The organism is Candidatus Saccharibacteria bacterium (assembly GCA_016699895.1).
Lineage (GTDB): Bacteria > Patescibacteriota > Saccharimonadia > Saccharimonadales > Saccharimonadaceae.
Map to the genome: position 1 here is coordinate 554,526 of CP064991.1, position 21,311 is coordinate 575,836.

General features: G+C 50.1%; 33 protein-coding genes. 31 read left to right on the forward strand and 2 right to left on the reverse strand.

The annotated features are described in order from the left end of the window. The first annotated feature begins 151 nt into the window (after positions 1 to 151). From tuf to IPL44_02950, 4 genes are all read left to right on the forward strand, one after another. On the forward strand, positions 152 to 1,333 hold the full coding sequence (gene tuf, locus IPL44_02935; GenBank protein QQS17240.1) for an elongation factor Tu: 1,182 nt from the start codon (positions 152 to 154) through the stop codon (positions 1,331 to 1,333). Positions 1,334 to 1,443: 110 nt separating this feature from the next. Next, positions 1,444 to 1,806 (forward strand): hypothetical protein, encoded by a 363-nt coding sequence (locus IPL44_02940; protein ID QQS17241.1) that lies wholly within the window; start codon positions 1,444 to 1,446, stop codon positions 1,804 to 1,806. 109 nt (positions 1,807 to 1,915) lie between these two features. Beyond that, the gene (gene rpsJ, locus IPL44_02945) at positions 1,916 to 2,233 is read left to right on the forward strand and encodes a 30S ribosomal protein S10 (protein ID QQS17242.1); all 318 of its coding nucleotides are present in this window, start codon (positions 1,916 to 1,918) and stop codon (positions 2,231 to 2,233) included. A gap of 50 nt (positions 2,234 to 2,283) precedes the next feature. Next, the gene (locus IPL44_02950; GenBank protein ID QQS17243.1) at positions 2,284 to 3,516 is read left to right on the forward strand and encodes a CapA family protein; all 1,233 of its coding nucleotides are present in this window, start codon (positions 2,284 to 2,286) and stop codon (positions 3,514 to 3,516) included. Here IPL44_02950 and IPL44_02955 read toward each other — a convergent pair. Together IPL44_02955 and IPL44_02960 are read right to left on the reverse strand one after the other, a co-directional pair. Then, on the reverse strand, positions 3,500 to 4,351 hold the full coding sequence (locus IPL44_02955) for a M15 family metallopeptidase (GenBank protein QQS17244.1): 852 nt from the start codon (positions 4,349 to 4,351) through the stop codon (positions 3,500 to 3,502). The two genes, IPL44_02950 and IPL44_02955, sit on opposite strands and share 17 nt — an antisense overlap. Positions 4,352 to 4,386: 35 nt before the next feature. Beyond that, positions 4,387 to 5,601: a D-alanyl-D-alanine carboxypeptidase gene (locus tag IPL44_02960; GenBank protein ID QQS17245.1), complete on the reverse strand. Its 1,215-nt coding sequence runs from the start codon at positions 5,599 to 5,601 to the stop codon at positions 4,387 to 4,389. A 47-nt stretch (positions 5,602 to 5,648) separates the two neighbouring features. Here IPL44_02960 and IPL44_02965 point away from each other — a divergent pair, with 47 nt between their 5' ends. The 27 genes from IPL44_02965 to rpmJ all read left to right on the forward strand — a co-directional run bounded on the left by IPL44_02965 (position 5,649) and on the right by rpmJ (position 21,310). After that, positions 5,649 to 5,996, forward strand: coding sequence for a hypothetical protein (locus IPL44_02965; protein ID QQS17246.1), 348 nt, complete (start codon positions 5,649 to 5,651; stop codon positions 5,994 to 5,996). 10 nt (positions 5,997 to 6,006) lie between these two features. Further along, positions 6,007 to 7,116: a C39 family peptidase gene (locus IPL44_02970; protein ID QQS17247.1), complete on the forward strand. Its 1,110-nt coding sequence runs from the start codon at positions 6,007 to 6,009 to the stop codon at positions 7,114 to 7,116. An 88-nt stretch (positions 7,117 to 7,204) separates the two neighbouring features. Next, the gene (locus IPL44_02975; protein ID QQS17248.1) at positions 7,205 to 9,070 is read left to right on the forward strand and encodes a C39 family peptidase; all 1,866 of its coding nucleotides are present in this window, start codon (positions 7,205 to 7,207) and stop codon (positions 9,068 to 9,070) included. A 133-nt stretch (positions 9,071 to 9,203) separates the two neighbouring features. Continuing rightward, on the forward strand, positions 9,204 to 9,560 hold the full coding sequence (locus IPL44_02980; GenBank protein ID QQS17249.1) for a hypothetical protein: 357 nt from the start codon (positions 9,204 to 9,206) through the stop codon (positions 9,558 to 9,560). A 154-nt stretch (positions 9,561 to 9,714) separates the two neighbouring features. Beyond that, positions 9,715 to 10,326, forward strand: a complete 612-nt coding sequence (gene rplC, locus IPL44_02985; GenBank protein QQS17250.1) for a 50S ribosomal protein L3 — start codon at positions 9,715 to 9,717, stop codon at positions 10,324 to 10,326. After that, positions 10,326 to 10,934, forward strand: a complete 609-nt coding sequence (rplD, locus tag IPL44_02990) for a 50S ribosomal protein L4 (protein ID QQS17251.1) — start codon at positions 10,326 to 10,328, stop codon at positions 10,932 to 10,934. The genes rplC and rplD overlap by 1 nt, the downstream gene beginning before the upstream one ends. Then, positions 10,913 to 11,239 carry a 50S ribosomal protein L23 gene (locus IPL44_02995; protein ID QQS17252.1) on the forward strand — a complete coding sequence of 109 codons (327 nt, stop codon included), beginning with the start codon at positions 10,913 to 10,915 and terminating at the stop codon, positions 11,237 to 11,239. Before rplD ends, IPL44_02995 begins: the two co-directional genes overlap by 22 nt. After that, a complete protein-coding gene (gene rplB, locus IPL44_03000; protein QQS17253.1) occupies positions 11,239 to 12,093 on the forward strand; it encodes a 50S ribosomal protein L2 in 855 nt (284 codons plus the stop codon). The genes IPL44_02995 and rplB overlap by 1 nt, the downstream gene beginning before the upstream one ends. A 3-nt stretch (positions 12,094 to 12,096) precedes the next feature. Beyond that, positions 12,097 to 12,357 carry a 30S ribosomal protein S19 gene (gene rpsS, locus IPL44_03005; GenBank protein QQS17254.1) on the forward strand — a complete coding sequence of 87 codons (261 nt, stop codon included), beginning with the start codon at positions 12,097 to 12,099 and terminating at the stop codon, positions 12,355 to 12,357. Next, a complete protein-coding gene (gene rplV / locus IPL44_03010) occupies positions 12,357 to 12,755 on the forward strand; it encodes a 50S ribosomal protein L22 (GenBank protein QQS17255.1) in 399 nt (132 codons plus the stop codon). The genes rpsS and rplV overlap by 1 nt, the downstream gene beginning before the upstream one ends. Further along, on the forward strand, positions 12,755 to 13,387 hold the full coding sequence (gene rpsC, locus IPL44_03015; GenBank protein QQS17256.1) for a 30S ribosomal protein S3: 633 nt from the start codon (positions 12,755 to 12,757) through the stop codon (positions 13,385 to 13,387). The genes rplV and rpsC overlap by 1 nt, the downstream gene beginning before the upstream one ends. A gap of 1 nt (position 13,388) precedes the next feature. Next, a complete protein-coding gene (gene rplP / locus IPL44_03020) occupies positions 13,389 to 13,802 on the forward strand; it encodes a 50S ribosomal protein L16 (protein QQS17257.1) in 414 nt (137 codons plus the stop codon). Between the two features lie 2 nt (positions 13,803 to 13,804). After that, on the forward strand, positions 13,805 to 14,122 hold the full coding sequence (rpmC, locus tag IPL44_03025) for a 50S ribosomal protein L29 (GenBank protein QQS17258.1): 318 nt from the start codon (positions 13,805 to 13,807) through the stop codon (positions 14,120 to 14,122). Further along, entirely contained in the window at positions 14,122 to 14,466 is a 345-nt protein-coding gene (gene rpsQ, locus IPL44_03030; protein QQS17259.1) for a 30S ribosomal protein S17, read from the forward strand. The genes rpmC and rpsQ overlap by 1 nt, the downstream gene beginning before the upstream one ends. Next, entirely contained in the window at positions 14,463 to 14,831 is a 369-nt protein-coding gene (gene rplN, locus IPL44_03035) for a 50S ribosomal protein L14 (protein ID QQS17260.1), read from the forward strand. The genes rpsQ and rplN overlap by 4 nt, the downstream gene beginning before the upstream one ends. Continuing rightward, positions 14,831 to 15,145 carry a 50S ribosomal protein L24 gene (gene rplX / locus IPL44_03040; GenBank protein ID QQS17261.1) on the forward strand — a complete coding sequence of 105 codons (315 nt, stop codon included), beginning with the start codon at positions 14,831 to 14,833 and terminating at the stop codon, positions 15,143 to 15,145. Before rplN ends, rplX begins: the two co-directional genes overlap by 1 nt. Then, complete coding sequence (gene rplE / locus IPL44_03045) at positions 15,145 to 15,726, forward strand: 50S ribosomal protein L5 (GenBank protein QQS17262.1); 582 nt, start codon at positions 15,145 to 15,147, stop codon at positions 15,724 to 15,726. The genes rplX and rplE overlap by 1 nt, the downstream gene beginning before the upstream one ends. A 1-nt stretch (position 15,727) precedes the next feature. Next, a complete protein-coding gene (gene rpsN / locus IPL44_03050; GenBank protein QQS17263.1) occupies positions 15,728 to 15,997 on the forward strand; it encodes a 30S ribosomal protein S14 in 270 nt (89 codons plus the stop codon). A gap of 16 nt (positions 15,998 to 16,013) precedes the next feature. Then, complete coding sequence (gene rpsH, locus IPL44_03055; GenBank protein ID QQS17264.1) at positions 16,014 to 16,415, forward strand: 30S ribosomal protein S8; 402 nt, start codon at positions 16,014 to 16,016, stop codon at positions 16,413 to 16,415. A 20-nt stretch (positions 16,416 to 16,435) separates the two neighbouring features. After that, positions 16,436 to 16,969, forward strand: a complete 534-nt coding sequence (rplF, locus tag IPL44_03060; protein ID QQS17811.1) for a 50S ribosomal protein L6 — start codon at positions 16,436 to 16,438, stop codon at positions 16,967 to 16,969. Beyond that, the gene (locus IPL44_03065; protein QQS17265.1) at positions 16,969 to 17,316 is read left to right on the forward strand and encodes a 50S ribosomal protein L18; all 348 of its coding nucleotides are present in this window, start codon (positions 16,969 to 16,971) and stop codon (positions 17,314 to 17,316) included. The genes rplF and IPL44_03065 overlap by 1 nt, the downstream gene beginning before the upstream one ends. Positions 17,317 to 17,318: 2 nt before the next feature. Then, complete coding sequence (gene rpsE, locus IPL44_03070) at positions 17,319 to 18,050, forward strand: 30S ribosomal protein S5 (protein ID QQS17266.1); 732 nt, start codon at positions 17,319 to 17,321, stop codon at positions 18,048 to 18,050. Continuing rightward, positions 18,050 to 18,547 (forward strand): 50S ribosomal protein L15, encoded by a 498-nt coding sequence (gene rplO / locus IPL44_03075; GenBank protein ID QQS17267.1) that lies wholly within the window; start codon positions 18,050 to 18,052, stop codon positions 18,545 to 18,547. The genes rpsE and rplO overlap by 1 nt, the downstream gene beginning before the upstream one ends. Before the next feature lie 133 nt (positions 18,548 to 18,680). Continuing rightward, positions 18,681 to 20,084, forward strand: a complete 1,404-nt coding sequence (gene secY / locus IPL44_03080) for a preprotein translocase subunit SecY (protein QQS17268.1) — start codon at positions 18,681 to 18,683, stop codon at positions 20,082 to 20,084. A 7-nt stretch (positions 20,085 to 20,091) separates the two neighbouring features. Beyond that, a complete protein-coding gene (locus IPL44_03085; protein ID QQS17269.1) occupies positions 20,092 to 20,862 on the forward strand; it encodes a class F sortase in 771 nt (256 codons plus the stop codon). Between the two features lie 59 nt (positions 20,863 to 20,921). Then, positions 20,922 to 21,164 carry a translation initiation factor IF-1 gene (gene infA, locus IPL44_03090; GenBank protein ID QQS17270.1) on the forward strand — a complete coding sequence of 81 codons (243 nt, stop codon included), beginning with the start codon at positions 20,922 to 20,924 and terminating at the stop codon, positions 21,162 to 21,164. A 29-nt stretch (positions 21,165 to 21,193) separates the two neighbouring features. Continuing rightward, positions 21,194 to 21,310, forward strand: coding sequence for a 50S ribosomal protein L36 (gene rpmJ / locus IPL44_03095; GenBank protein QQS17271.1), 117 nt, complete (start codon positions 21,194 to 21,196; stop codon positions 21,308 to 21,310). Position 21,311 lies beyond the last annotated feature (1 nt).

Here is a 21,311-nt window from a genome sequence, read left to right on the forward strand (position 1 = left end):
CGTAAATAAATAAGCACACTACTGCCTCCCCAAGGTCTTTACAGAGTCGTACTTTTTCGGTAGAATAGTAGGTAAGCGCTGCCGCGGCGATGTTGAATGTCGCGTCGCCAGAGCGCGAAGCTAATTATAAACTTAATAACAAGGAGAACAAATGGCAACATTTGACCGCACCAAACCGCACGTCAACGTTGGCACTATGGGCCACGTCGACCACGGTAAAACAACTTTGACGGCTGCTATTACCGCAGTACTAGCCAAAAAGCTACCAAGCGATGTTAACAAACCAGTCGCTTATGACCAAATCGACAACGCACCAGAGGAAAGACAGCGTGGTATTACCATCGCTACTAGCCACAACGAGTACGAGTCACCAAAGCGTCATTACGCTCACGTCGATATGCCAGGTCACGCCGACTATGTCAAGAACATGATCACCGGTGCTGCTCAGGTAGACGGTGCAATCTTGGTTGTGTCTGCTGCTGACGGCCCAATGCCTCAGACTCGCGAACACGTCTTGCTCGCGAAACAAGTGGGCGTTCCAAAGATCTTGGTATTCCTAAACAAAATGGACCAGGCCGATGCCGATCTCGTCGAGCTCGTCGAAGAAGACATCCGCGATCTATTAGCTAAAAACGGCTTCGACAAAGATGCTCCAATCGTCAAGGGTTCAGCTCTCAAAGCTCTCGAAGGCGACGCTGCTAATGAAGACGCTGTTATGGAACTGGTCAACGCGATGGATGAATACTTCCCAGAGCCAGTTCGCGCACTCGACAAAGATTTCCTCATGCCTATCGAAGACGTCTTCTCGATCAAGGGTCGTGGTACTGTTGCGACCGGTCGTATCGAGCAGGGTATCGTCAAGATCAACGACGAAGTTGAAATTGTTGGTATCAAGCCTACGCAGAAATCAGTTGTGACTGGTATCGAAGCTTTCAAAAAGCAACTCGATCAGGGTCAAGCTGGCGACAACGCTGGTTTGTTGCTTCGCGGTATTGAGCGCGCTGACATTGAGCGCGGTCAGGTTATCGCGAAACCTGGTTCAATCACCCCACACACCGAATTCGAAGCCGAGGTTTACATCCTGAGCAAAGAAGAAGGTGGCCGCCATACTCCATTTGCCAAGGGCTACAAACCGCAGTTCTACTTCCGTACCACGGACGTAACTGGTGAGGTTGAATTGCCTGCTGGTAAAGAGATGGTCATGCCTGGTGACACCGTTACTTTCAAGGTCAAACTACAAGCCCCAATCGCTATGGAGCAAGGTCTCAACCTCGCTATCCGCGAAGGTGGCCGCACCGTTGGTGCTGGTGTTGTGACCAAGATTGTAAAATAATCGATAGTCTAACCACCAGAGAGAGTTTGCTATAAACGGCAAGCTCTCTTTTTGGTTTGTATCTGTCAAAAGATTTGTTAATCAGGGGCGACTCGGCTATAATATGTCGCATGTCAACAGGAACTATGGAACGACGAGGGGCTTTTTCGGGTGGAGCTGACACTGAATATGTTAGCAACCAGCTGCCGGACCTCAATACTGACGGGTCTGGATCGATGCGCGGCAATGGTGATAACGATGACGATGGTGACGGCGAAGGGCGATGCGTGTTCGGGGAATACGCCGAGCGATATAATACGACAGATTTACAGGGCGTCACAGTGCCAGAATTATTGGACGGAAACGACCTCCGGGCAGGTGATCATGTGGTTGCACAGCGAGCATGTGGCAAGACAGGCTGTGCTCTCGTAGTGATATTGAATCCGCATCACGGGCTATTCCAACATGGTCAATGTCGAGAACAATCTAGATAGTCCTTGCAAAAAACCCAGATTTGGTCTACAATAGTATGCGTTAAACCTAATTGCGCCGGTAACTTGTGAGAGATTGCGGCGCCCCTGAGACTCAGGGAGAAGGAGCTATATGGCAGATGCAGCCGTACCAAAAATCAGAATCAAACTAAAAGCCTATGATCACAAGATCATCGATGCCGCCGCCAAGCAGATTGTCGACACGGCAATTCGCACCGGTGCTAACGTCGTCGGCCCGGTACCTTTGCCGGTTAAACGATCGACGTTTACCGTTGTCAAAAGCCCACACGTCTACAAAAAGGGCGGTGAAGCTTTCGAAATGCGCGTTCATAAACGCCTCATCGACATCGTTGACGCTAAACCAAAGACGATCGACAGCCTACAAAACCTGTCGCTACCAGCCGGTGTTGACGCTGAAATTCGCATGTAGTTAGTGATATTTGCCTGTTTTACCTTGACCGTGATATACTCCTAATCAAGATGAAACAGGCATTTTATGTTGGCAAAAAATCCAGCAAACTCAAGTGGATTATTATTGCTACTGTGGCAATAATCGTGGTTGCAATCGGGGCTTTTTATGTTGTGAAGCAAAAGTCATCGGACAATGACAACAAAGATACTGTATCCTCGAACACCACGAATCCCGAACCAGACGACGTGGCCAAGGAAATAGTTATCAAAATCGCCATGATGGGCGATATGTTAGCGCATGATTCGGTCAATGCTCAGGCGAAAACCACCGATGGTTATGACTACAAACCGTATTTTACGGCGATCAAGTCGCTCTATACTGGGTCGGACATCGTATTTTGTAACCCCGAGACTTCGGTGGCGGGCGATACATATGGTGTTACTGGCTACCCGGCGTTTAATGCGCCGAGTGCGTTCGCGCGTGATTTGGTCGACGGTGCCGGCTGTAATGTCGTCAGTCTGGCTTCGAATCACCAAAACGACAAAGGTCAAGCCGGCATCAATCAATCGCTCGCCGTCTGGAAACAGCAAACGTTACTGGCTTATAACGGCATGAATAGTTCGGCTGATGATCAGAATAAAGTTGCCTATTTCACAGTACGGGGTGTCAAAGTAGCTTTCGTAGCATTTGCCGATTTTAGCAACACCAAACTCTCGAATAGTTACGGCGTGAATATCTATCACGACACAGCGTTGGTGCAGAGATTGATGAGTGATGCTAGGGCGAATGCCGATGTCGTATTGGTGTCGGCGCATTGGGGAACTGAGGATTCGAGCGTGGTGAATGCTGATCAACGGAAGACTGCACAGCTACTCGCGGATAGTGGCGCAACTATGGTGATCGGCACTGGTCCGCATGTCATCCAGCCAGTCGTTTGGCTAAAAAGCAGCGACGGGCGTGATGTACCGGTCTGGTACTCGATCGGTAACATGCTGAACAGCCAGCTCGGCATCGACGGCTTAACGAGTGGTGTTGCCAAAGGTGAAATTCATATTACCGATGGAAAGGCAACAGTCAAAAAACTAGCATTTGCACCAACGTTTATGTCGTATGAATGGTCGGCAGCTGACAAGGCGGCGAATAGGTTGCTAGCGCGGCATGATCTAAAACTGCAGCCGCTGGGAAGCGCTGGTGCGGAGATACGATCTATGTTTGGCAGTAGTAGGTCGGCGGCGGAACGACGAACGTACCTTGAAACTGCCCTTGATGCGGCGAAGGCTGGCGTTACGGTTGAACCGTGATCTTGCCGGCCTTGACTAGTTCATCGCGAGCGGCCTGTAAATAAGGATAGGCCTCATCGAGCGTCAATCCGCTTTGATGCAAGGCTGTTGCTAGCGGTATCCCGACGTAACGTATATGCCACGGCTCGTACTGGTATTTGGTAATTTCGGTTTTATCGGCCGGATAGCGTATGATAAATCCGTATTTATAAGAGTTAGCTGCGATCCATTTACCAGCTGCCATATCGCCAAAACAGAGGCTAATGTAACATTCTCGTGATCGTGGCGCGACGTCGGCGGCCAGCCCAGTCTGATGTTCGCTGTAGCCTGGTTTAGCGCTATATTTATTAGCAGCCTCCTCGCCCGATTTCGCTACATAATTGGTGTAGTATATCTTTTGCTGGTTATAGGACCGGAAACCGCTCCCGATCATCAGATCATAGCCTGCCGCCATGGCGTCGGTCATCATGGCGTGATAATCATTAACAGCCACCTCACGCAATGAGCGCTCGTCTTGATTTTTGTCGGTGCGACTATCATCTTTCAAAAAAACTAAATTACTCGGCCTGTAATCTTGTCGTGTCAATGGATGATCTTTGTTGACTACGACCCATAGGCTAGTCGGATCATTGTAATCTTCGACGATGGCATCGATCGGGTCAGCTCCAGGCAAGCTAACCTGGATGGTTTTAGGTTTGGTATCTTTATCGACCTTGGTTGGCTGGTTAGCGGTTTTGAGCGTTGTCGTATCAGATCCAGACTGTAATGTATATAGAAATAATCCAGTACCAATGACGAGAATCGCTATCGCACCAATGACAATTTTGGCTGAGAGCTGCCGACGTTGTATATTCATAGTACCATTCTAGTGCAAAAAATCAGGTTCGTCCACTACTTGGTTGCGAAAGGATGACCTAGTCTCCAGATGAAATGAGGCTCTGTGATATCCGAGGCTAGCACCAGATCGACTGATTGATCATCGATGGTCAAGGTACCAACTTTGTCGCCAGCCTGTTTCGGAGCGGTGATCTGATCGAGGTGCAAGTTAGGAGCAATTGATTCATCTTTCCAACGTAGCGCGTTGATATCATTCGCGGTCTCGACCTCGACTTTGCCAACCCACGGCACATTATAGTAGGCTACGGCATCGCCTTTTGCGACGACCTTGGTATAGTCTAGGTTACTGGTGGCCGACTCCGCGAGTGCCTTCGCGGCTGCGAACCGCGCCGCGCTGCTGGTCTGTCCTAGGACGACGCCGATAATCGTTTTGGTTTGCGATCCTTTCGTATAGTCAAAGGCAAACATCAAACAGTAGCCTGCCTCTGAGGTGTGGCCGGTCTTGATGCCTCTGAAACCGTCACTGAGGAGAGCGTTGGTATTCGTCATTGTCCGAGAGCCTGCAAAAGTGGCTTTGGCCTGCGCCACGATCTGGCTGAGAGCTGCGTTTTTCAGGACCAACTGAGCGATCTTGATCAGATCACCTGTCGAGCTGGTGGTGGCTGGATCTAGCCCGCTGGCGTCGGGACCGATGGTGGTTTCAGTCAAATTGTGGCTAGCTAGCCAAGTGGTAGCGGCTGTATGGTAGTTTACCATTGAGCCAAAGGCCCAGATCGCTAAACTGTCCGCCAGATTATTCGCACTCTCGAGCATAATGGCGTTTAGAACAGATCGGAGCGTTAGTTGCTGTCCCGCGTAAACCGGGAGATTTGATCCGCCAACGGCGACGGTTTTGTTGTATCGCTCCACATCTGCTGAATTCATGGTCAAGGTTGGACCATCTTCGTCTGCCGCCAACGGATATTTGTCTAGCACGACTAAGACCGTGATGGTTTTCGCCATACTGGCGGGCGGGAGGGGATCTCTCGCGCCGTACTGGGCGATCATACCGTCGTCGAGCGAACCAATGGCCGCCGCGCCGCGTGACGGCTGGGTGAATTTCATTGCCGACACAGCAGGTTGATCCAGCGTCGTTGCAGTTGCTGATAATCGATGCGTCGCACTAGCCGCCATGTATAGCCATGCCATGAGTGCCGCGACAATAATGAGCCATAGCGCTAGACGCCAGGTTTTCCTGGTTGATGACCTTCCACCGTGTCGTCTGATCATACGATCAATTGTAGCAGAGCAAGGGGCTTATGGTATAATTATACGAAATGGCAAAACAAAAACTTTGGTTCAAAAAGCGCACTACTCGCGGCGGTGGCCGAAAGGTTACTGGGCGCGAACGCTTGACGCCACGCAATATGAACCGCGAAATCTACAAAAACCAACGCGTCTATAGCTATTTTATGCTCAAGCTAGCCCTGTTTATGATCCTCGGTCTGACTTGGTTTCGGCTGGGCGCACCAATTGGATCGGTCCAAGTAGTCCCGGTCGGTCTCGCTGTCGGGTTGATCCTTGTCACATTTGAACGTTTTCGGATGGGACGAACTTTAGAGATTGGTATACTAGTAGTAGCAGCTATTATCAGCTATGTTTCACCAGTAGGTATTGTGATATAAAGGAGGTACCATGGCAAGATCATCGACTACCCATAAAACTAAAGCTCCGCCTCAGGTCAAAACAGGGAGCTCCGCAGCTACCAAGACCGAAACGCCTGGGCGTACTCATGACGGGCGACATAAAACTCCTGCCGAGCAACACCCATCGAGACATATGGTGGTGCGATCACATGTGACGTCGAAAAAACCAATCTCGCACCATCGACCAGTGGCTAGGACCAGCGCCTTTGCGATCAATCGCCAGTCGAAAAAGACTAATCGAGCCAAAGCCTGGCGCGGCTGGCTCCTGGTGACGCTAGCTATCGCGGCCATCGTTGTGATTTGCGTCATGACTGCCTCTAAACTACTCCAACATACCGGCGAGCATACCTCATTATCGCAACCCGACAGCACCGCTAGCTCCAGTGCTGACAAACCCGAGGTCATAGAGTCGCTGCCGAGAGAACCGACCGACCTAGCCAAAGCCCAGGAGCGTCTAACCTCGATCAGTTCGAGTTTGGAGCAGACGAACTTTTCCGCTACCACCGTTATTAAATTGAAAGTTCCGCTCTATAAACAGACCTATGGCCAGAGCTGTGAAGCCTCGGCCTTGCGCATGGCGCTCGCGTATCGTAGCGTGACGACAACTGATATGGCGCTCCTGAATCAGATGGGATATGACGGCGTCGTGGCAAAAACGGTCAACGGCAGGCTAATCTGGACTGACCCACACAAACAATTTGTAGGCGATAAAGACGGCGATCAACAGAAGTTAACGGGCTATGGCGTATTTGCTGAGCCGATTGCGGCAGCGTCCGATAAAAATGGTCGCCCGGCCGAGGCCAAAGACGATGTTCAGATTGACTGGATCGTTAGCCAGCTCTACGCAGGTAATCCGGTCATCGTCTGGGGCGTGTCGATCAAAATCAGCGACACCGTGTGGTATACCGAGGACGGCGCCACCGTGAACGCGCCACTGCGCACCCATACGAGGCTAGTGATTGGGTTCAAGGGCGACCCTAGCGACCCCGACGGCTTTTACCTGAACGACCCAGCTACTGGCACGGAAAAGTACTGGACAACGGTGGCGCTAAAGACCGACATTAGCAAAGGTATCAAACAAGCCGTTGCTGTGTATTAGAAATTAGATAGCGCCAGAAAAAGCTTGTGTTTTCCTGGTGCTATTGTTATAATATACGTATACTTTAACACAAACAGGGGAGATTGGTATGAAAGTGGTGGATTTGATGAGGAAACATAAACATATATTAAAGCATTCGGCTATGGGGCTTGGCGCAGTCGTTGTGGTCGCCCTAATAGCTTTCCTATTCCTCCGCACCGCCTCTGCTATTTCGTTCCAACACGAGACGGTTAATATCTCCGTTAACGAGCCATTTACGGTCGAGCTCAATCAATCGCTCAAAGCTATCGATGTTGATAGTATTTCGATCGAACCAGCGGTCAAGGGCGGTGAGTGGATTTATCATCCGGGCGGTTTGCTAGGAACCGATACTCTGGTTTTCGAACATGACAATCCTCTGGCCATTAACACCGAGTACACAGTAAATTTTGGTGATGCAGAGCGCTACCTTATGGGTGATACGACGATGCCATCAATCAGTTTTAAAACAGAGAAAGCGCCTCGTTTAGCTAAGGCCGGGGTAGCAACTCTAAAAGACGGCGCCGTAATCTCCGCGGACTATCTGTTCGTTGCCAAATTAGAATCATCTGGCAAAGGTTTGCGCACCTTGACGCTCAAAACTGATCCGGTGATCGAAACCGAGATAGTCAGGCAAGATGATTCTAGTTATACCTGGCGTGTCAAGGGAGATCAGCTATTGCCGCAGGGACAAACTATCAGAGTCGAGGTCTATGACGAGAAAAACAAGGAGTCACTACTAGTACGCAATCTCAAGGTGGCCGACGAACCAACCGTACAATCCATGGTCAAGGCCGATCATTTCGGTGAACAAGACCAGGCGGTCATAGAGTTCAATCAGCCGATAGCCGAGCAGGGCCGAGACAAGATAGTTTTTGACCTCGAAGGTAGCGGCACCTGGGAGAGCGACACGAAATATGTCTTTACTCCGTCGAAAGTTGAGGCCGGCAAGACTTATACGTATCACATACAGTCAGGGCTGAGATCGACAGATGGCGGTATTTTGGCTAGTGCCATCGACAGCGAGTTCAAAACGGTCGGTGCTGTGGCGGTCACGGCTAGCTCACCGACTGGCAAAGAATTATCGCAGGCGCAGCAGAATATCAAATTCACGTTTGATCAACCCGTCGACCATGCGTCGGCCGAAGGGCACTTTTCTATCAGCGGCGGCACGGTAACTGGCTTTAGTTGGAGTGGCAATACGATGACTGCTACTGTCAAAAATCTCGGGTTCCAACAAACGATTACTGCTCGTGTGGATGGCGGCGTTGTCAATGGCGGTTTTGGGCTACCGAGTACGCAAGCGTTTAGTGTTAGTTTCACGACCGAGATTCGCACTAGGCAACTCGGTGTTCCGATGATGCGCCAGGAACATGCCGCCACCTGCGGGCTGGCTTCACTCCGGATGGCACTCGCCTATTATGGTATCAGCACTAGTGAAATGACTATTTTGGGTTACATGAACTATGCCCCGCGCGATATGGATGTAGCGAATAACGAGTGGGATGATCCTAGAGAGATGTTCGTCGGCAACATTGATGGTACTAGTATGTATACCGCGTCCGGCGTCGAAATGCCACTTGTCGCGCGCGTTGCTCGGTCATTCGGCAAGAGTACTACCGAAAGGATCGGTAGTAGTGTTCATGTTAACTGGATAGCCGAGGAGATTCACGCTGGTCATCCAGTCGTCATCAGTGGTACTGGTACCAGTAAAAAGCCGTCCTATTATAGCTGGACCGCTCCGAATGGGCGCGTAGTAACGTCGGCGACGAATGGTCATGCCCGAGTTGTGACAGGTGTCAAAGGCGAACCGAGCCAGCCTATCGGCTTTTGGATCAATGATCCCTTGCGGGGCACATTCTATTGGACAGCCAGCCAGCTACAGGCCAATCTACGAACTAATCCCTATGGCGGCATGGCAGTTTCCATCTATTAACAGAAACAGACTTGATTTTGTCGTTAGATAGGTGTAATATATAATCTGATGACGAAATCACCAATCAAAGTAATTAGACTATAGCTCTGGCGACAGGGCTATTTTTTTTAGGAAAAAAGGAGGCCTACCTAGTATGACAAAACTTGCACCCGAGATGATGACCTACGCGATAGATGACGCAGAGGCTGCAGAGCCTACTATCGAGGAGCGGCTGTCGATTGGTGTCGAGATGGTGAGCAACGCATCGCCGGAGAGTCGGCGAACAGTTTTAGGGATCGTTGCAGTCAACCAGAGAGCGATAGACTATTGTGACGGTTGTATTGATAGACGACCAGCACCTAAATCGGGCTGGGATATGTGTGCTCGTGAGGCGTTACGGGACTCTGTCGGGCAAAACGGAACTATGGCGGCGGCAACATTACGAGCCTGTGTCAGTTGCGCAGAGATTACCAGACAGGGCGGAAAAATGCCGAGCCATGGCCTATATTAACTAAGTCAGCGCGGGGCTTGCACTTGATGACAAAATTTGCTACAATAACAGGGTTAATGTTAGACCAACGTTCCTGAGAACGTCTGCAAGTCCTACTTTTACAGATAGGAAACTGCAAATTCTCAGGCGTTTTAAGTGGAAAAGGGATAGTTTAGTGAAAACTCTCATCGGTACCAAACTTGGTATGACCCAGATCCTCGGCGAAGACGGGGTAATGCTTCCCATTACCGTGATCCAAGCCGGCCCTTGTACTGTGACTCAGGTGAAGTCAGTCGAAAGCGACGGCTACAACGCAGTGCAAATCGGTTACGGACAGGGTAAGAACCTGAGCAATGCCGTGGCTGGCCACGTAAAGGCAGCCCACATAACACCAAAAGTCATCCGCGAAGTTCGGGTTGAGACTCTACCAGAGCTCAAAGTCGGCGACGCACTAACAGCAGAGGTATTTGTGGTCGGCGATAGTGTCGATGTCAGCGGCACCAGCAAAGGTAAAGGCTGGGCTGGCACGATCAAGCGCCACAACTTTAAACGTCATCGTGCAACTCATGGTGGCAAAGGTAACACTCGCAAAGTCGGTTCCATCGGTTCGATGTATCCGCAGAAAATCTTTAAGGGCAAGCGCATGGCTGGTCAGATGGGCGGCGAGGCAACTACGGTCAAGAACTTGACCGTAGCCTATATCGACGTCGACAAGAACCTGATCGGTGTTAAAGGCGCTGTGCCTGGACCGAAAAAAGGCATCGTAATCATAGGAGGGCAAGAATAATGGCTGAAACAACGACTCCTAAATTTGATAAAGCTGTGTTTGGTGTCGAAGTCACCAATCACGAGCTACTAAAACTAGCCTACGAAAGTTATCTGGCTGAGGGTCGCCAAGTTGGCGCTAAAACGCTCAAGCGCGGTGATGTTCGGGGTGGTGGCAAAAAACCATGGCGTCAAAAAGGCACCGGTCGCGCTCGTTTCGGTTCATCTCGTAACCCAATCTGGCGTGGTGGTGGTGTCGTCTTTGGACCTCTCGGTAACGAAAACTATACCAAGAAAATCGCTAAAAATAGCAAACGTGTGGCTCTGCGTCAGGCGCTAACCCTCGCTAGCCAGGCGAAAAAAGTTTCGACTGCCGACCTAACATTTACTGGCAAGACTCGCGACACAGTCAAATCTCTAGCCACTGCAAAGATTGCGACTGATCGCAAAGTGCTCCTCGTTGTCGAGGACAAGACCTCTGAGGTGCTGCGCGCTACTAATAATTTGTCTAACGTATTAGTAGTCCGACCAACCTATTTGACGGTCTTTCATATCTTGAACGCTGATCAGATCGTATTTAACGGCAAGTCGCTCGAGGCTACCACCGCATGGCTGAAAGGAGACAAATAATGTTAATTACTCCACGAATTTCCGAGAAAAGCTACAAGTTGTCAGCGGATAACGTCTACGTCTTTGATGTCCCAATGGACGCTAACAAAGCGCAAGTCACGGCAGCTGTCGAAGCTGAATATCCTGAGGTGACAGTCGGCGATGTTCGATTACTTGTCGCCAAAGGTAAAGTCAAGGCAGTCAACCGCGGCAAGCGCGCTCGTCCAACGACCGCATCCCGCAAAGACACCAAGAAAGCTTACGTAACAGTCTCTGAGGGCTCAATCGAGATCTTCAAAGAAGCTGCAGAAAGTGAGGCAGTATAATGGCTATCCAGAAATTGAAACCGACAACGCCATCGAGGCGCGGTATGACGTCACAGGATTTTGATACGGTTACTACCAAAAAACCAGTCAAATCTCTAGTTCGCATCCGCAAACAAAATAGCGGTCGCAACAACCAGGGTCGTATTACCAGTCGTCATCGCGGTGGCGGCGCCAAGCGCTTTGATCGTAATGTGAACTTTAACCTCGCTCCCGGCACGGTAGCAACTGTTGAACACATCGAATACGATCCAGGTCGCACAGCTCGCATCGCTCGTATTCGCGACGAAGCCGGCGATCTCCATTACATCGTGGCTCCGAGTGGTGTTCGTCAAGGTCAAAAGATTCAGGTCTCAGACCAGACCAACTCTACCGCAACGCCAATTGAGGTTGGAAATCGTCTTTCATTACGTGACATTCCAACTGGTGCCACCATTCATAATATCGAGATTACCATTGGCAAAGGCGCTCAAGCGGTTCGCTCGGCTGGCGCTCGCGCTCAGTTGACAGCCAAAGAAGGTGATCACGCTATGGTAAAAATGCCATCAGGCGAAGTTCGACGCTTCCGACTAGAGTGTATGGCTACCATTGGTAGCGTTGGCAACGAGCAGCACCAAAATATCAAGATCGGTGCCGCTGGCCGCAAACGTCACATGGGCATTCGCCCACGTGTCCGCGGTGTCGCCATGAACGCTGTCGATCACCCACATGGTGGTGGTGACGGTGGTGCGCACGGTACCGGTAAACCACCACGTACTCCATGGGGTCAATTAACCCTTGGGTATCGCACTCGCCGACGCAAGTCTACTAACAAAATGATCGTAAGAAGTCGTCACGACGCAAAGAGGAAGAGGTAGGATATGAGTAGAAGTCTAAAGAAAGGTCCGTTCGTTGATGCCAAGCTGGCGAAAAAGATCGCAGCTCTCGGTTCTGACGATCGTACCGTCATCAAGACCTGGGCACGTGCTAGCACGATTACACCAGATATGGTTGGTCGCACTATCGCTGTTCACAACGGTCGCGTCCATGTCCCAGTCTATGTTTCTGAAAACATGGTTGGTCACAAGCTTGGTGAATTCGCGCCAACTCGCAAATTCCGCAAACACGGAGGTAAAAAGTAATGAATGAAGCTACTGTCAAGGCAACCTTGCGCGAGCTGAGTCTAACGCCTCGCAAAGTTGCACTCGTTGCCGCCCTCGTTCGCGGCCGCACTGTCGAGGATGCATTAGTTATTTTGCAGCATACGCCAAAACGTGCTGCGAAACCGCTAGCTAAATTGATCGCTAGCGCTCGTGCTAATGCGGTCAACAACCACGGTCTCAAAGCTGATGGCCTCCGTATTACGACACTATCAGTCACCTCGGGCCCACGCCTCAAGCGCTTCCGCCCGGTTTCGCGTGGCCGCGCCCATCCTTTCCAGAAACGTACCGCAAACATCTATGTACAGGTAACCGGCGCAGTCAAACCCGCCAAGAAACCAGCCAAAGTTGAGGCTAAAGACAAGAAGGAGACGAAATAATGGGTCAAAAAGTTAATCCTATCAGCATGCGTCTTCAGGTTCACAAAAACTGGGCTAGCAAATGGTTTGCTACCAGTAAACGTGATTTCGCTGAATGGCTCGCAATTGATATTCAGATTCGCAAAGCTATTGAAAAGCGATTCGAGACTCGTGCTGTGATCAATCACATTGAGATCGAGCGCAATGCCAATCAGACCACCGTGACTATCCATACGAGCAAAGCTGGTGTCGTGATCGGTCGCCAAGGTTCTGGTGTCCAAGAACTGCGCGTCGAACTCGAAAAGATCGTCGGTAGCCCAGTTCGATTAAACATCGAAGAAGTCAGGAAACCAGATCTCGCATCAAAGATCGTTGCCGAGAATATTGCGCGTCAGCTCGAGCGTCGCATCAATTTCCGCCGCGCTATGAAAATGACGATCCAAAACGTCATGGCTGCTGGGGCCAAAGGTATTCGTATCGAAGTCGCTGGTCGTTTGAACGGCGCTGAAATGAGTCGCCGCGAAAAACTGATCGAAGGCTCGGTGCCTTTGCACACCCTGCGTGCCAATATTGATTATCATCAAGCTGTCGCTAAAACACCAGCCGGTGTCATCGGCATCAAAGTCTGGATAAACAAGGGAGAGAGGCGCTAGTATGTTGTTACCAAAGAAAACGAAATTCCGCAAAGCTTTCAAAGGTCGCAATCCTGGCAAAGCTACGCGCTGTAACTATATTGCTTTTGGCGACTATGGTTTGCAGAGCCTCGACAACGAACGTATCACCAGTCGCCAGATCGAGTCAGCTCGTCGTGCTATCAGTGGTCACACCAAACGTGGTGGTAAAATCTGGATCCGCATTTTCCCGCACACGCCAGTTACCAAAAAGCCACTGGACGTTAAAATGGGTAGCGGTAAAGGTTCACCTGAATATTGGGCAGCCAAAGTCAAAGCTGGCACCATTCTGTTTGAAATGAACGGCGTCGAAGAGTCTGTCGCCCGCGAAGCTATGCGCCTCGCGAGCCACAAACTACCAGTCCGCACTCGATTTGTGAAACGGGAGGAGGCGTAATCATGGCTACGACAAAGAAAACCACCAAAGAAGCCGAAGTTGTAAAAACCAAGGCCAAGAAAGTTTCGACCAAAGACATCAAAAAAGATGTCAAAGCTGTCGGCAAATCTATCGCGAACACTACCAAAGACTTGCGTGCTCTCGGCGAAGCTGAGCTACATAATGCTCTAGCTACTGCTAAAGCTGATCTGGTCGAGGCGCAAAAGATGCTGCATGCCAATGAACTGCCATCGGCTCACGTGATTCGAAAATCAAAGAAATTGATTGCCCGCATTCACACCGTACTGACCGAAGTAACCAACAGCAAGGAGGAAAAATAATGAGTAAGCGTACAATTACTGGCGTAGTCTCGAGCGTTGCTGGCGACAAAACAATTGTCGTGACGCGTACAACCCGCGAAACCCATCCGCTGTATGGCAAGAAGTTTACGGTTAGTCGCAAGTTTCACGCTCATGATGAAAAGAACGAAGCCCATGTCGGTGACACCGTTTTGATCGAAGAGAGCCGACCATTGTCTCGAACCAAGACCTGGACACTCGCCAAGATCGTCGAACGTGGCCGCGAAAAATTCGAGATCAAAAAGACCGCCGTCGAAGAAGAAACTGAAGCCAAGTTAGCCGAAAAAGCTGCGAGGAAAGAAGCAGCTGAGGAGGCCGAACAATGATCCAAGTAGAATCTCGACTAAAAGTCGCCGATAACAGCGGCGCAAAGGAAATACTTTGTATCCGCGTGCTCGGTGCTACTAGACGACGCTATGCCCGCGTCGGTGATGTGATCGTTGCGAGCGTCAAAGTCGCTAGCCCAACCGGTACCATCAAAAAGAAGACGGTCGTAAAAGCTGTCGTTGTTCGCACGCGCAACCAAATCCGCCGCGCCGATGGTAGCACGATCAAGTTTGATGAAAATGCTGCCGTTATCATTAACGACGACAAAACGCCAAAGGCAACCCGCGTTTTCGGACCAATCCCACGCGAGTTGCGTGATCTCGGCTATGCCAAGATCGTTAGCTTAGCACCGGAGGTACTCTAATGAAACGCATCAAGACAGACGATCTCGTCAAAGTCATCGCTGGCGGCAACAAAGGCAAAATTGCCAAAGTTACCCGCGTCGATGGCGACAAAGTTTACCTAGAAGGCGTCAATACTCGCACTCGTCACGTAGCCGCTAACCGTTTGAGCGCCCAAGGCACCAAACGAGACATTCAGTTACCAGTTGACGCGAGCAACGTTGTTCTCGTGGTTGAAAAAACTGCTGGTGCCGAAAAAGTCAGTAAAGTCAGCTACCAGGTAAAAAACGGTGCGAAAACTCGCATCGCCAAAGTCAATAGCAAGGAGGTTAAATAATGGCTGAAAAAGTAGCGGCAACATACACGCCGCGTCTCAAAAAGCTCTATAGCGACCAAATTGCCGGTGAGCTGAAAAAAGAATTGGAACTATCGAACATCCATCAGGTTCCTAGTCTCAAGAAAATTGTCGTTGCGAGCGGTGTTGGCCGTAACAAGGACAACAAGCATTTCCAGGAAGTTGTCGCAAACACGTTGACCCGTATCACTGGTCAGAAACCAGTATCGCGCATCGCCAAGAAATCAATTGCTACGTTCAAAATCCGCAAAGGCATGGGCGCACCAGTTGGCCAGAGCGTAACTCTGCGCGGTGATCGCATGTACGAATTCCTCGATCGCCTCGTTAGCGTCGCCATGCCACGCATCCGCGACTTTCACGGTGTCGGTGCCAAAGCATTTGATCGCCAGGGCAACTACAACCTAGGTTTGACCGAACAATCGATCTTTCCGGAGCTGACGTTCGAGGAAACCGCTACGTTGCACGGTTTGCAGATCACATTCGCTATCAGTGGCGACAATCCAGCCGCATCACGCAAGTTACTAGAAAAGTTCGGAATTCCGTTTGAGAAGGAGGTAAAATAATATGGCCAAGAAATCAGCACTAGCTCGCGATAAAAAGCGCCAAGCTATGATTGCAAAACACGCCGCCAAGCGCGCCGAGTTAAAGGCAGCTGGTGACCAGGACGGTCTCCAGAAATTACCTCGCAACTCATCGCCAACCCGGCATAAAAACCGCTGCGGCGAAACGGGTCGACCACACGCCTATATGCGTCGTTTCGGCCTGAGCCGTATCAGTTTCCGCGAACATGCTAGCAAGGGTGAAATCCCTGGTGTAACAAAGAGTAGTTGGTAAAGGAAAGGAGAAGACTATGAGTTTACAATCTACAGACCCAATCGCAGATCTCCTGACCCGTATCAGGAACGCTATCGCTGTCGGCAAGAACGAAGTTCGCCTGCCGTCTAGCAAATTAAAAGTAACCGTCGCCAAGGAATTGGTACGCACCGGCTATCTCGCCGACGTCAAGGTTGAGAAGCAATCACCGCGTGATGAACTGGTCGTAACCATCTATCGCGATGGCGAAAACCCAACTATCACCGAGATTGCACGTGTCAGCAAACCTGGTCGCCGCGTGTACGCGAGCGCCAACGACATCCCACGCGTCAAATCTGGCCGCGGTGTCATGCTAGTCAGCACTAGTAAAGGCGTTATGACTGGCTCCGAAGCCTTCAAGCAACGCCTCGGTGGTGAATTAATCTGTAAAGTATATTAAAAGGAAAGGTACATATGAGTCTGAGTCGAATCGGAAAACTACCAATCGAGATTCCGTCAGGTGTGACAATCACGGTTGACTCTGGTGATGTGACTGTCGAGGGGCCAAAAGGCAAACTCGTGCAGTTTATTACACCAGCCGTCACTGTCGAGGTCAAAGACGGCGTTCTCACAGTCTCGCCACAGGACGAGAGCAAAGCAGCTCGCAGTCAGCATGGTCTGATGCGCGCGCTCATCAACAACATGGTAACTGGTGTCACCAAAGGTTTCGAAAAGAAACTCGAAGTCAACGGCGTCGGTTTCCGCGTCGCTGCTACTAACAACCAGCTCGAGATGAGTCTTGGTTTTAGTCACCCAGTCAAATATAGTGCGCCGAGCGGCATTACTATCACTAATGACAAGATGACGATCACCGTCAGCGGTATCGACAAACAACAAGTTGGTCAGGTCGCCGCTGAGATTCGTAGTCTAAAGAAACCAGAACCCTACAAAGGTAAAGGTATTAAATACGCTGACGAAGTTATTCTTCGCAAGGCAGGAAAGGCAGGTAAATAATGGCTGACCGTAAATTATTGAATCGCGCCTTGCGCAAGAATCGTGTGCGTGCGCGTGTCGGCGGCACTGCCGAGCAACCACGTTTGACGGTATTCATTTCGAACCTGCACATTTCGGCTCAGCTGATTGACGATGTCAACGGCAAAACGTTGGCTGCAGCCACCACTGTTGGTCAGAAAATGACCGGTACCACGACCGAAAAAGCTGCTAAAATCGGCGAGGAAATTGCGTCGAAGGCCAAAAAAGCCAAAATCAAGACAGTAGTGTTTGATCGTAACGGCCGTCGTTATGCTGGTCGACTAGCTGCGCTCGCGGATGCGGCGCGTAAAGGAGGCTTGGAGTTTTAATTATGAGTGAAGAAGTCAAGAAAACTGAGAATGAGGTACAGAACGTGAAACCTGAGACAGCCGAAGCTCCAAAAGCTGCGCCAGCTGCCGCCAAAAACGGTGAAGCGCCAAAGCGCAAATTTGGTAGCGCCACTAACTTTAGTAGTGATAATCTAGCTCGCGATTCACGCGGTCCACGCCCAGCTGCTGGCCGTGGTCAGCGCGACAACCGTCGCCCACGTCGCGACGACAAACCAGCCGAAGACAAAGTCTTTGAGGAACAAGTTATCGCCATTGACCGCGTCTCTCGCGTCGTCAAAGGTGGTCGTCGCTTCCGCTTCAAAGCGCTCGTTGTGGTCGGTGACAAAAAAGCTCGCGTCGGCGTCGGCGTTGCCAAAGGTCAAGACGTCCAGGCTGCCGTCCAAAAAGCTACTGATGTTGCTAAAAAGCACCTCGTTACTATTCCACTAACGAATAACACTATTCCACACGAAGTCGAACTAAAATACGGCGGCGCACACGTCCTGCTGAAGCCAGCCGCACCCGGTACTGGTATTATCGCTGGTGGTGTCGTCCGCACGATTATCGGTGTAACTGGTATTTCTAACCTGTTGACCAAATCCCTCGGTTCAAACAACAAAGTGAATATCGCCTACGCAACGATCGAAGCCTTGCGCTCGCTCGTTCCACGCGAAGATTGGATTGGCCAGACTAAAAAACCAGCCAAGAAACCAGTCAAAAAGGAGACAAAATAATGACCAAATATCATGAATTGAACGCGACAGCTAACAAAGATCGCAAACGAGTTGGTCGCGGTATTTCATCCGGCTACGGCAAAACTGCTGGCCGTGGCACCAAAGGTCAGCGCGCTCGTACTGGTAAAAAATTAGGTGCAACCTTTATGGGCGGTCAGTTGCCACTAGTCCAAGGTATACCAAAACTGCGCGGCTTCAAGAGCAAACGTGTCCCAGCCCAGGTTGTCTATGCTGATCAGCTAAATGATCTAAAAGGCGCTAAAATTGATGCTTTCAAACTCTACGAAGCTGGTTTGATCATGACGCCATATCACCTCGTCAAAGTGATTGGTCGTGGTGAACTAACGAGCAAAGCTACGGTTGAACTGCCAGGCATGTCGGCGAGCGTTGTAGCTCAGCTAGAGAAAAATGGCGGCACGTTTGTCAAAACTGCTGTGCCATTACCTCCATCGTCAAAAACGCCAGAGGACAAGCCAGAAAAAGCTGACAAGAAATAGCATTTAGTTAGCAAAAGCCTAAAAACTCCGCCACGGAAAAGCGAGCGGAGTTTTTGCTTATTTGACCACCGCGAGAAAATCCTGTAGAATGTTTACTGAATTTAACGAGGGGAATACTTTGAACTGGAAAACAATGTTTAAATCAATGAAAAGCTCGGATATGCGCAACCGAGTTCTCGCGGTGCTGGGCATTATTGTTATTTATCGTTTTTTGTCGCACATACCAGTTCCACTAGCCGAACCAACCCAGCTCAAAGACATCGTGACAAATACCATCGATAGCGGTAGTTTTGGCGGATTCTTGAATCTGTTATCAGGTGGCGCGCTCGCCAGTTTCTCAATTATGCTCGTTGGCCTGTCGCCGTATATTACCGCCTCGGTTATCTCTCAGCTATTAACCAAAGCCATTCCGCGCCTCGAGGAAATGCACAAAGACGGCGAATCGGGTCGCCGCAAAATCAACCAATGGACGAGGATTATCACCTTGCCGCTGGCGATCTTGCAGTCGATTGCTTTTATTTATATTTTGCGCCAAACCGTACTCGATCAATCAACAGTCATCACGGATATGAACATGCACCAATGGATCGTATCTGTGACGGCGATGACCGCTGGCGCCATGATTTTGATGTGGCTCGGTGAAATTATCACGGAAAAGGGTATCGGTAACGGTATCTCACTCCTGATCTTTGGCGGTATTATCAGCCAGCTGCCGAGCAGCTTTGGTGCATTGTCGAGCGCTCTCTTTAGTGTGTCTAGCGCCAGTGACGCCTTCCACGTCTTTAACTGGTTCACGATCCCGTGGCTCAATCATAACGTTACGCTACTGGTGCTCGCCATATTACTCATAGGTTTAATAGTGTTATACTTCCTGGTCAAGATCAATGAAGGTCAGCGAATCATCACCATCAATTATGCCAAGCGTGTCCAAGGCAACAGCGCCTATGGCGGCATCAAATCAATTCTGCCGATCAAGCTCATTACTGCTGGCGTTATCCCAGTGATCTTCGCGGTGGCTTTCCTAGCGCTTCCGGCGTTCCTGGGCCAGTTATTTGTCGCGACTGGGTACAATGTCGATTTGGGCCAAAACCTTATTTTGTGGTTCCAAAAGTCTAGCACCAACAGTTTTAGCCTGACCGGTGACTGGACGCAGTTTATCTATCCGGTGTCATATTTCATTCTCGTCGTGGCCTTCACCTATTTCTATACCTCGATCGTGTTTAATAGTAGTGAAATTGCCGAGAACCTGCAAAAACAGGGTGGTTTCATTGAAAATGTCCGGCCGGGTAAACAAACCGAAAAGTACCTAACGCGCATCGTCAATCGTTTAACGCTGTTTGGATCGTTAGCTCTAGGCTTGATCGCCATTATTCCTTTTGTATTTGAATATGTGTTTGTCATGATTGGCCTCGGCTCGGCGGCGCAGAGCTTGGCGATTAGCGGTACCGGACTACTGATTGTTGTCTCGGTCGCCCTCGAATCGTTACGCCAGCTCAACTCGCGCGCTCTGATGGTGACCTACGACGAATACAAGTAGGCAACATATGTCAAGGAGTGGGACGCTTAATATCGGATCTGGATCAAAAACCAAGCGCTGGTTGCGTCGAGTCATTACCATACTATTGTCTCTAGCCGCGATTGTCGGCAGCTACTTCCTGATGGATTATTTGGTAGCAACCTGGCAAAATAACGAGGAAATACACTACATCGAGAGTATCGGCATCTCGACCAAACCGGTTACCCAGGCTGAGATCGATGATTACAAAGTTGATCCCGACAAGCCGCGCTACATCTCGATACCAAGGGCTGGTGTAACCAATGCCAGGGCTATAGCGTTAGGTGTCAAGAGTCCAGCGGCAGATGGCAGCCAACAACTCGACGCACCAACTCGGATTGGTGATACCGGCTGGTATAACTGCCAGATCAATCCGATCGCCGACAATCGCTGTGATACGTATAAAACACCTGGTGATGGCAACACCGAAACCGCCGCTTTGTTTGACGGACACACGTGCTTTTCTAGGGCTATGAGCTGCGTGTTTGATCAGATTTCGAGCCTGAAAAATGGTGATTCTATCGTTGTCGAGCGTGGCGATGGTCAAACATTGCAGTATGTCGTTAGGAAAGTGCAAATTTTGAACCTTGCCGATGTTGATATGAAAGCAGCGATGAAACCACTCGAATCAGGTCGCGAAGGTCTGACACTCATCACCTGCGCCGGTACTTACAAAGGCGCTGTCGATGCTAGCGGCGTGCCGACGGCCAGCAAGCGCGTTCTCGTCTATGCTGTACTGAATGGCATTGCGGGCATTTAACCTACAGCAACCTCTTTACTTTTTAAATCATTTCCTGTATAATTGATCCTTGTAGTTATATGTCCGCAGGAAAAGAAGTCATCAAAATGGTTGGTGTTGTGGTGGAGACTCTGCCCAGCGCCAAGTTTCGTGTTGAACTTGAAAACGGTCATACGATTATCGCTCACGTGTCAGGAAAGATGCGCAAGCACTACATTAGGCTAGTGCCGGGTGATAAAGTTGAAGTTGAGATGACCCCTTACGATCTCACGAAGGGACGAATCAGCTTTCGGCTACGCGAGGAAAAAACTAACGCCGCTTGATGCATCGAGCGGAGAAGGGAACGGCACTGATGAAAGTATCAGCCAGCGTTAAAAAACGCAGTCCAGAGGACAAACTGGTGCGCCGCAAAGGTCGCCTGTATGTTATCAACAAAAAGAAACCCCGCAATAAACAGAGGCAAGGTTAAG

Bases quoted from the DNA above. Each gene is read 5' to 3' on its own strand.
- tuf (QQS17240.1), top strand. From the start codon at position 152: ATGGCAACATTTGACCGCACCAAACCGCACGTCAACGTTGGCACTATG.
- IPL44_02940 (QQS17241.1), top strand. From the start codon at position 1,444: ATGTCAACAGGAACTATGGAACGACGAGGGGCTTTTTCGGGTGGAGCT.
- rpsJ (QQS17242.1), top strand. From the start codon at position 1,916: ATGGCAGATGCAGCCGTACCAAAAATCAGAATCAAACTAAAAGCCTAT.
- IPL44_02950 (QQS17243.1), top strand. From the start codon at position 2,284: ATGAAACAGGCATTTTATGTTGGCAAAAAATCCAGCAAACTCAAGTGG.
- IPL44_02955 (QQS17244.1), bottom strand. From the start codon at position 4,351: ATGAATATACAACGTCGGCAGCTCTCAGCCAAAATTGTCATTGGTGCG.
- IPL44_02960 (QQS17245.1), bottom strand. From the start codon at position 5,601: ATGATCAGACGACACGGTGGAAGGTCATCAACCAGGAAAACCTGGCGT.
- IPL44_02965 (QQS17246.1), top strand. From the start codon at position 5,649: ATGGCAAAACAAAAACTTTGGTTCAAAAAGCGCACTACTCGCGGCGGT.
- IPL44_02970 (QQS17247.1), top strand. From the start codon at position 6,007: ATGGCAAGATCATCGACTACCCATAAAACTAAAGCTCCGCCTCAGGTC.
- IPL44_02975 (QQS17248.1), top strand. From the start codon at position 7,205: ATGAAAGTGGTGGATTTGATGAGGAAACATAAACATATATTAAAGCAT.
- IPL44_02980 (QQS17249.1), top strand. From the start codon at position 9,204: ATGACAAAACTTGCACCCGAGATGATGACCTACGCGATAGATGACGCA.
- rplD (QQS17251.1), top strand. From the start codon at position 10,326: ATGGCTGAAACAACGACTCCTAAATTTGATAAAGCTGTGTTTGGTGTC.
- IPL44_02995 (QQS17252.1), top strand. From the start codon at position 10,913: ATGGCTGAAAGGAGACAAATAATGTTAATTACTCCACGAATTTCCGAG.
- rplB (QQS17253.1), top strand. From the start codon at position 11,239: ATGGCTATCCAGAAATTGAAACCGACAACGCCATCGAGGCGCGGTATG.
- rpsS (QQS17254.1), top strand. From the start codon at position 12,097: ATGAGTAGAAGTCTAAAGAAAGGTCCGTTCGTTGATGCCAAGCTGGCG.
- rplV (QQS17255.1), top strand. From the start codon at position 12,357: ATGAATGAAGCTACTGTCAAGGCAACCTTGCGCGAGCTGAGTCTAACG.
- rpsC (QQS17256.1), top strand. From the start codon at position 12,755: ATGGGTCAAAAAGTTAATCCTATCAGCATGCGTCTTCAGGTTCACAAA.
- rplP (QQS17257.1), top strand. From the start codon at position 13,389: ATGTTGTTACCAAAGAAAACGAAATTCCGCAAAGCTTTCAAAGGTCGC.
- rpmC (QQS17258.1), top strand. From the start codon at position 13,805: ATGGCTACGACAAAGAAAACCACCAAAGAAGCCGAAGTTGTAAAAACC.
- rpsQ (QQS17259.1), top strand. From the start codon at position 14,122: ATGAGTAAGCGTACAATTACTGGCGTAGTCTCGAGCGTTGCTGGCGAC.
- rplN (QQS17260.1), top strand. From the start codon at position 14,463: ATGATCCAAGTAGAATCTCGACTAAAAGTCGCCGATAACAGCGGCGCA.
- rplX (QQS17261.1), top strand. From the start codon at position 14,831: ATGAAACGCATCAAGACAGACGATCTCGTCAAAGTCATCGCTGGCGGC.
- rplE (QQS17262.1), top strand. From the start codon at position 15,145: ATGGCTGAAAAAGTAGCGGCAACATACACGCCGCGTCTCAAAAAGCTC.
- rpsN (QQS17263.1), top strand. From the start codon at position 15,728: ATGGCCAAGAAATCAGCACTAGCTCGCGATAAAAAGCGCCAAGCTATG.
- rpsH (QQS17264.1), top strand. From the start codon at position 16,014: ATGAGTTTACAATCTACAGACCCAATCGCAGATCTCCTGACCCGTATC.
- IPL44_03065 (QQS17265.1), top strand. From the start codon at position 16,969: ATGGCTGACCGTAAATTATTGAATCGCGCCTTGCGCAAGAATCGTGTG.
- rpsE (QQS17266.1), top strand. From the start codon at position 17,319: ATGAGTGAAGAAGTCAAGAAAACTGAGAATGAGGTACAGAACGTGAAA.
- rplO (QQS17267.1), top strand. From the start codon at position 18,050: ATGACCAAATATCATGAATTGAACGCGACAGCTAACAAAGATCGCAAA.
- secY (QQS17268.1), top strand. From the start codon at position 18,681: ATGTTTAAATCAATGAAAAGCTCGGATATGCGCAACCGAGTTCTCGCG.
- IPL44_03085 (QQS17269.1), top strand. From the start codon at position 20,092: ATGTCAAGGAGTGGGACGCTTAATATCGGATCTGGATCAAAAACCAAG.
- infA (QQS17270.1), top strand. From the start codon at position 20,922: ATGTCCGCAGGAAAAGAAGTCATCAAAATGGTTGGTGTTGTGGTGGAG.
- rpmJ (QQS17271.1), top strand. From the start codon at position 21,194: ATGAAAGTATCAGCCAGCGTTAAAAAACGCAGTCCAGAGGACAAACTG.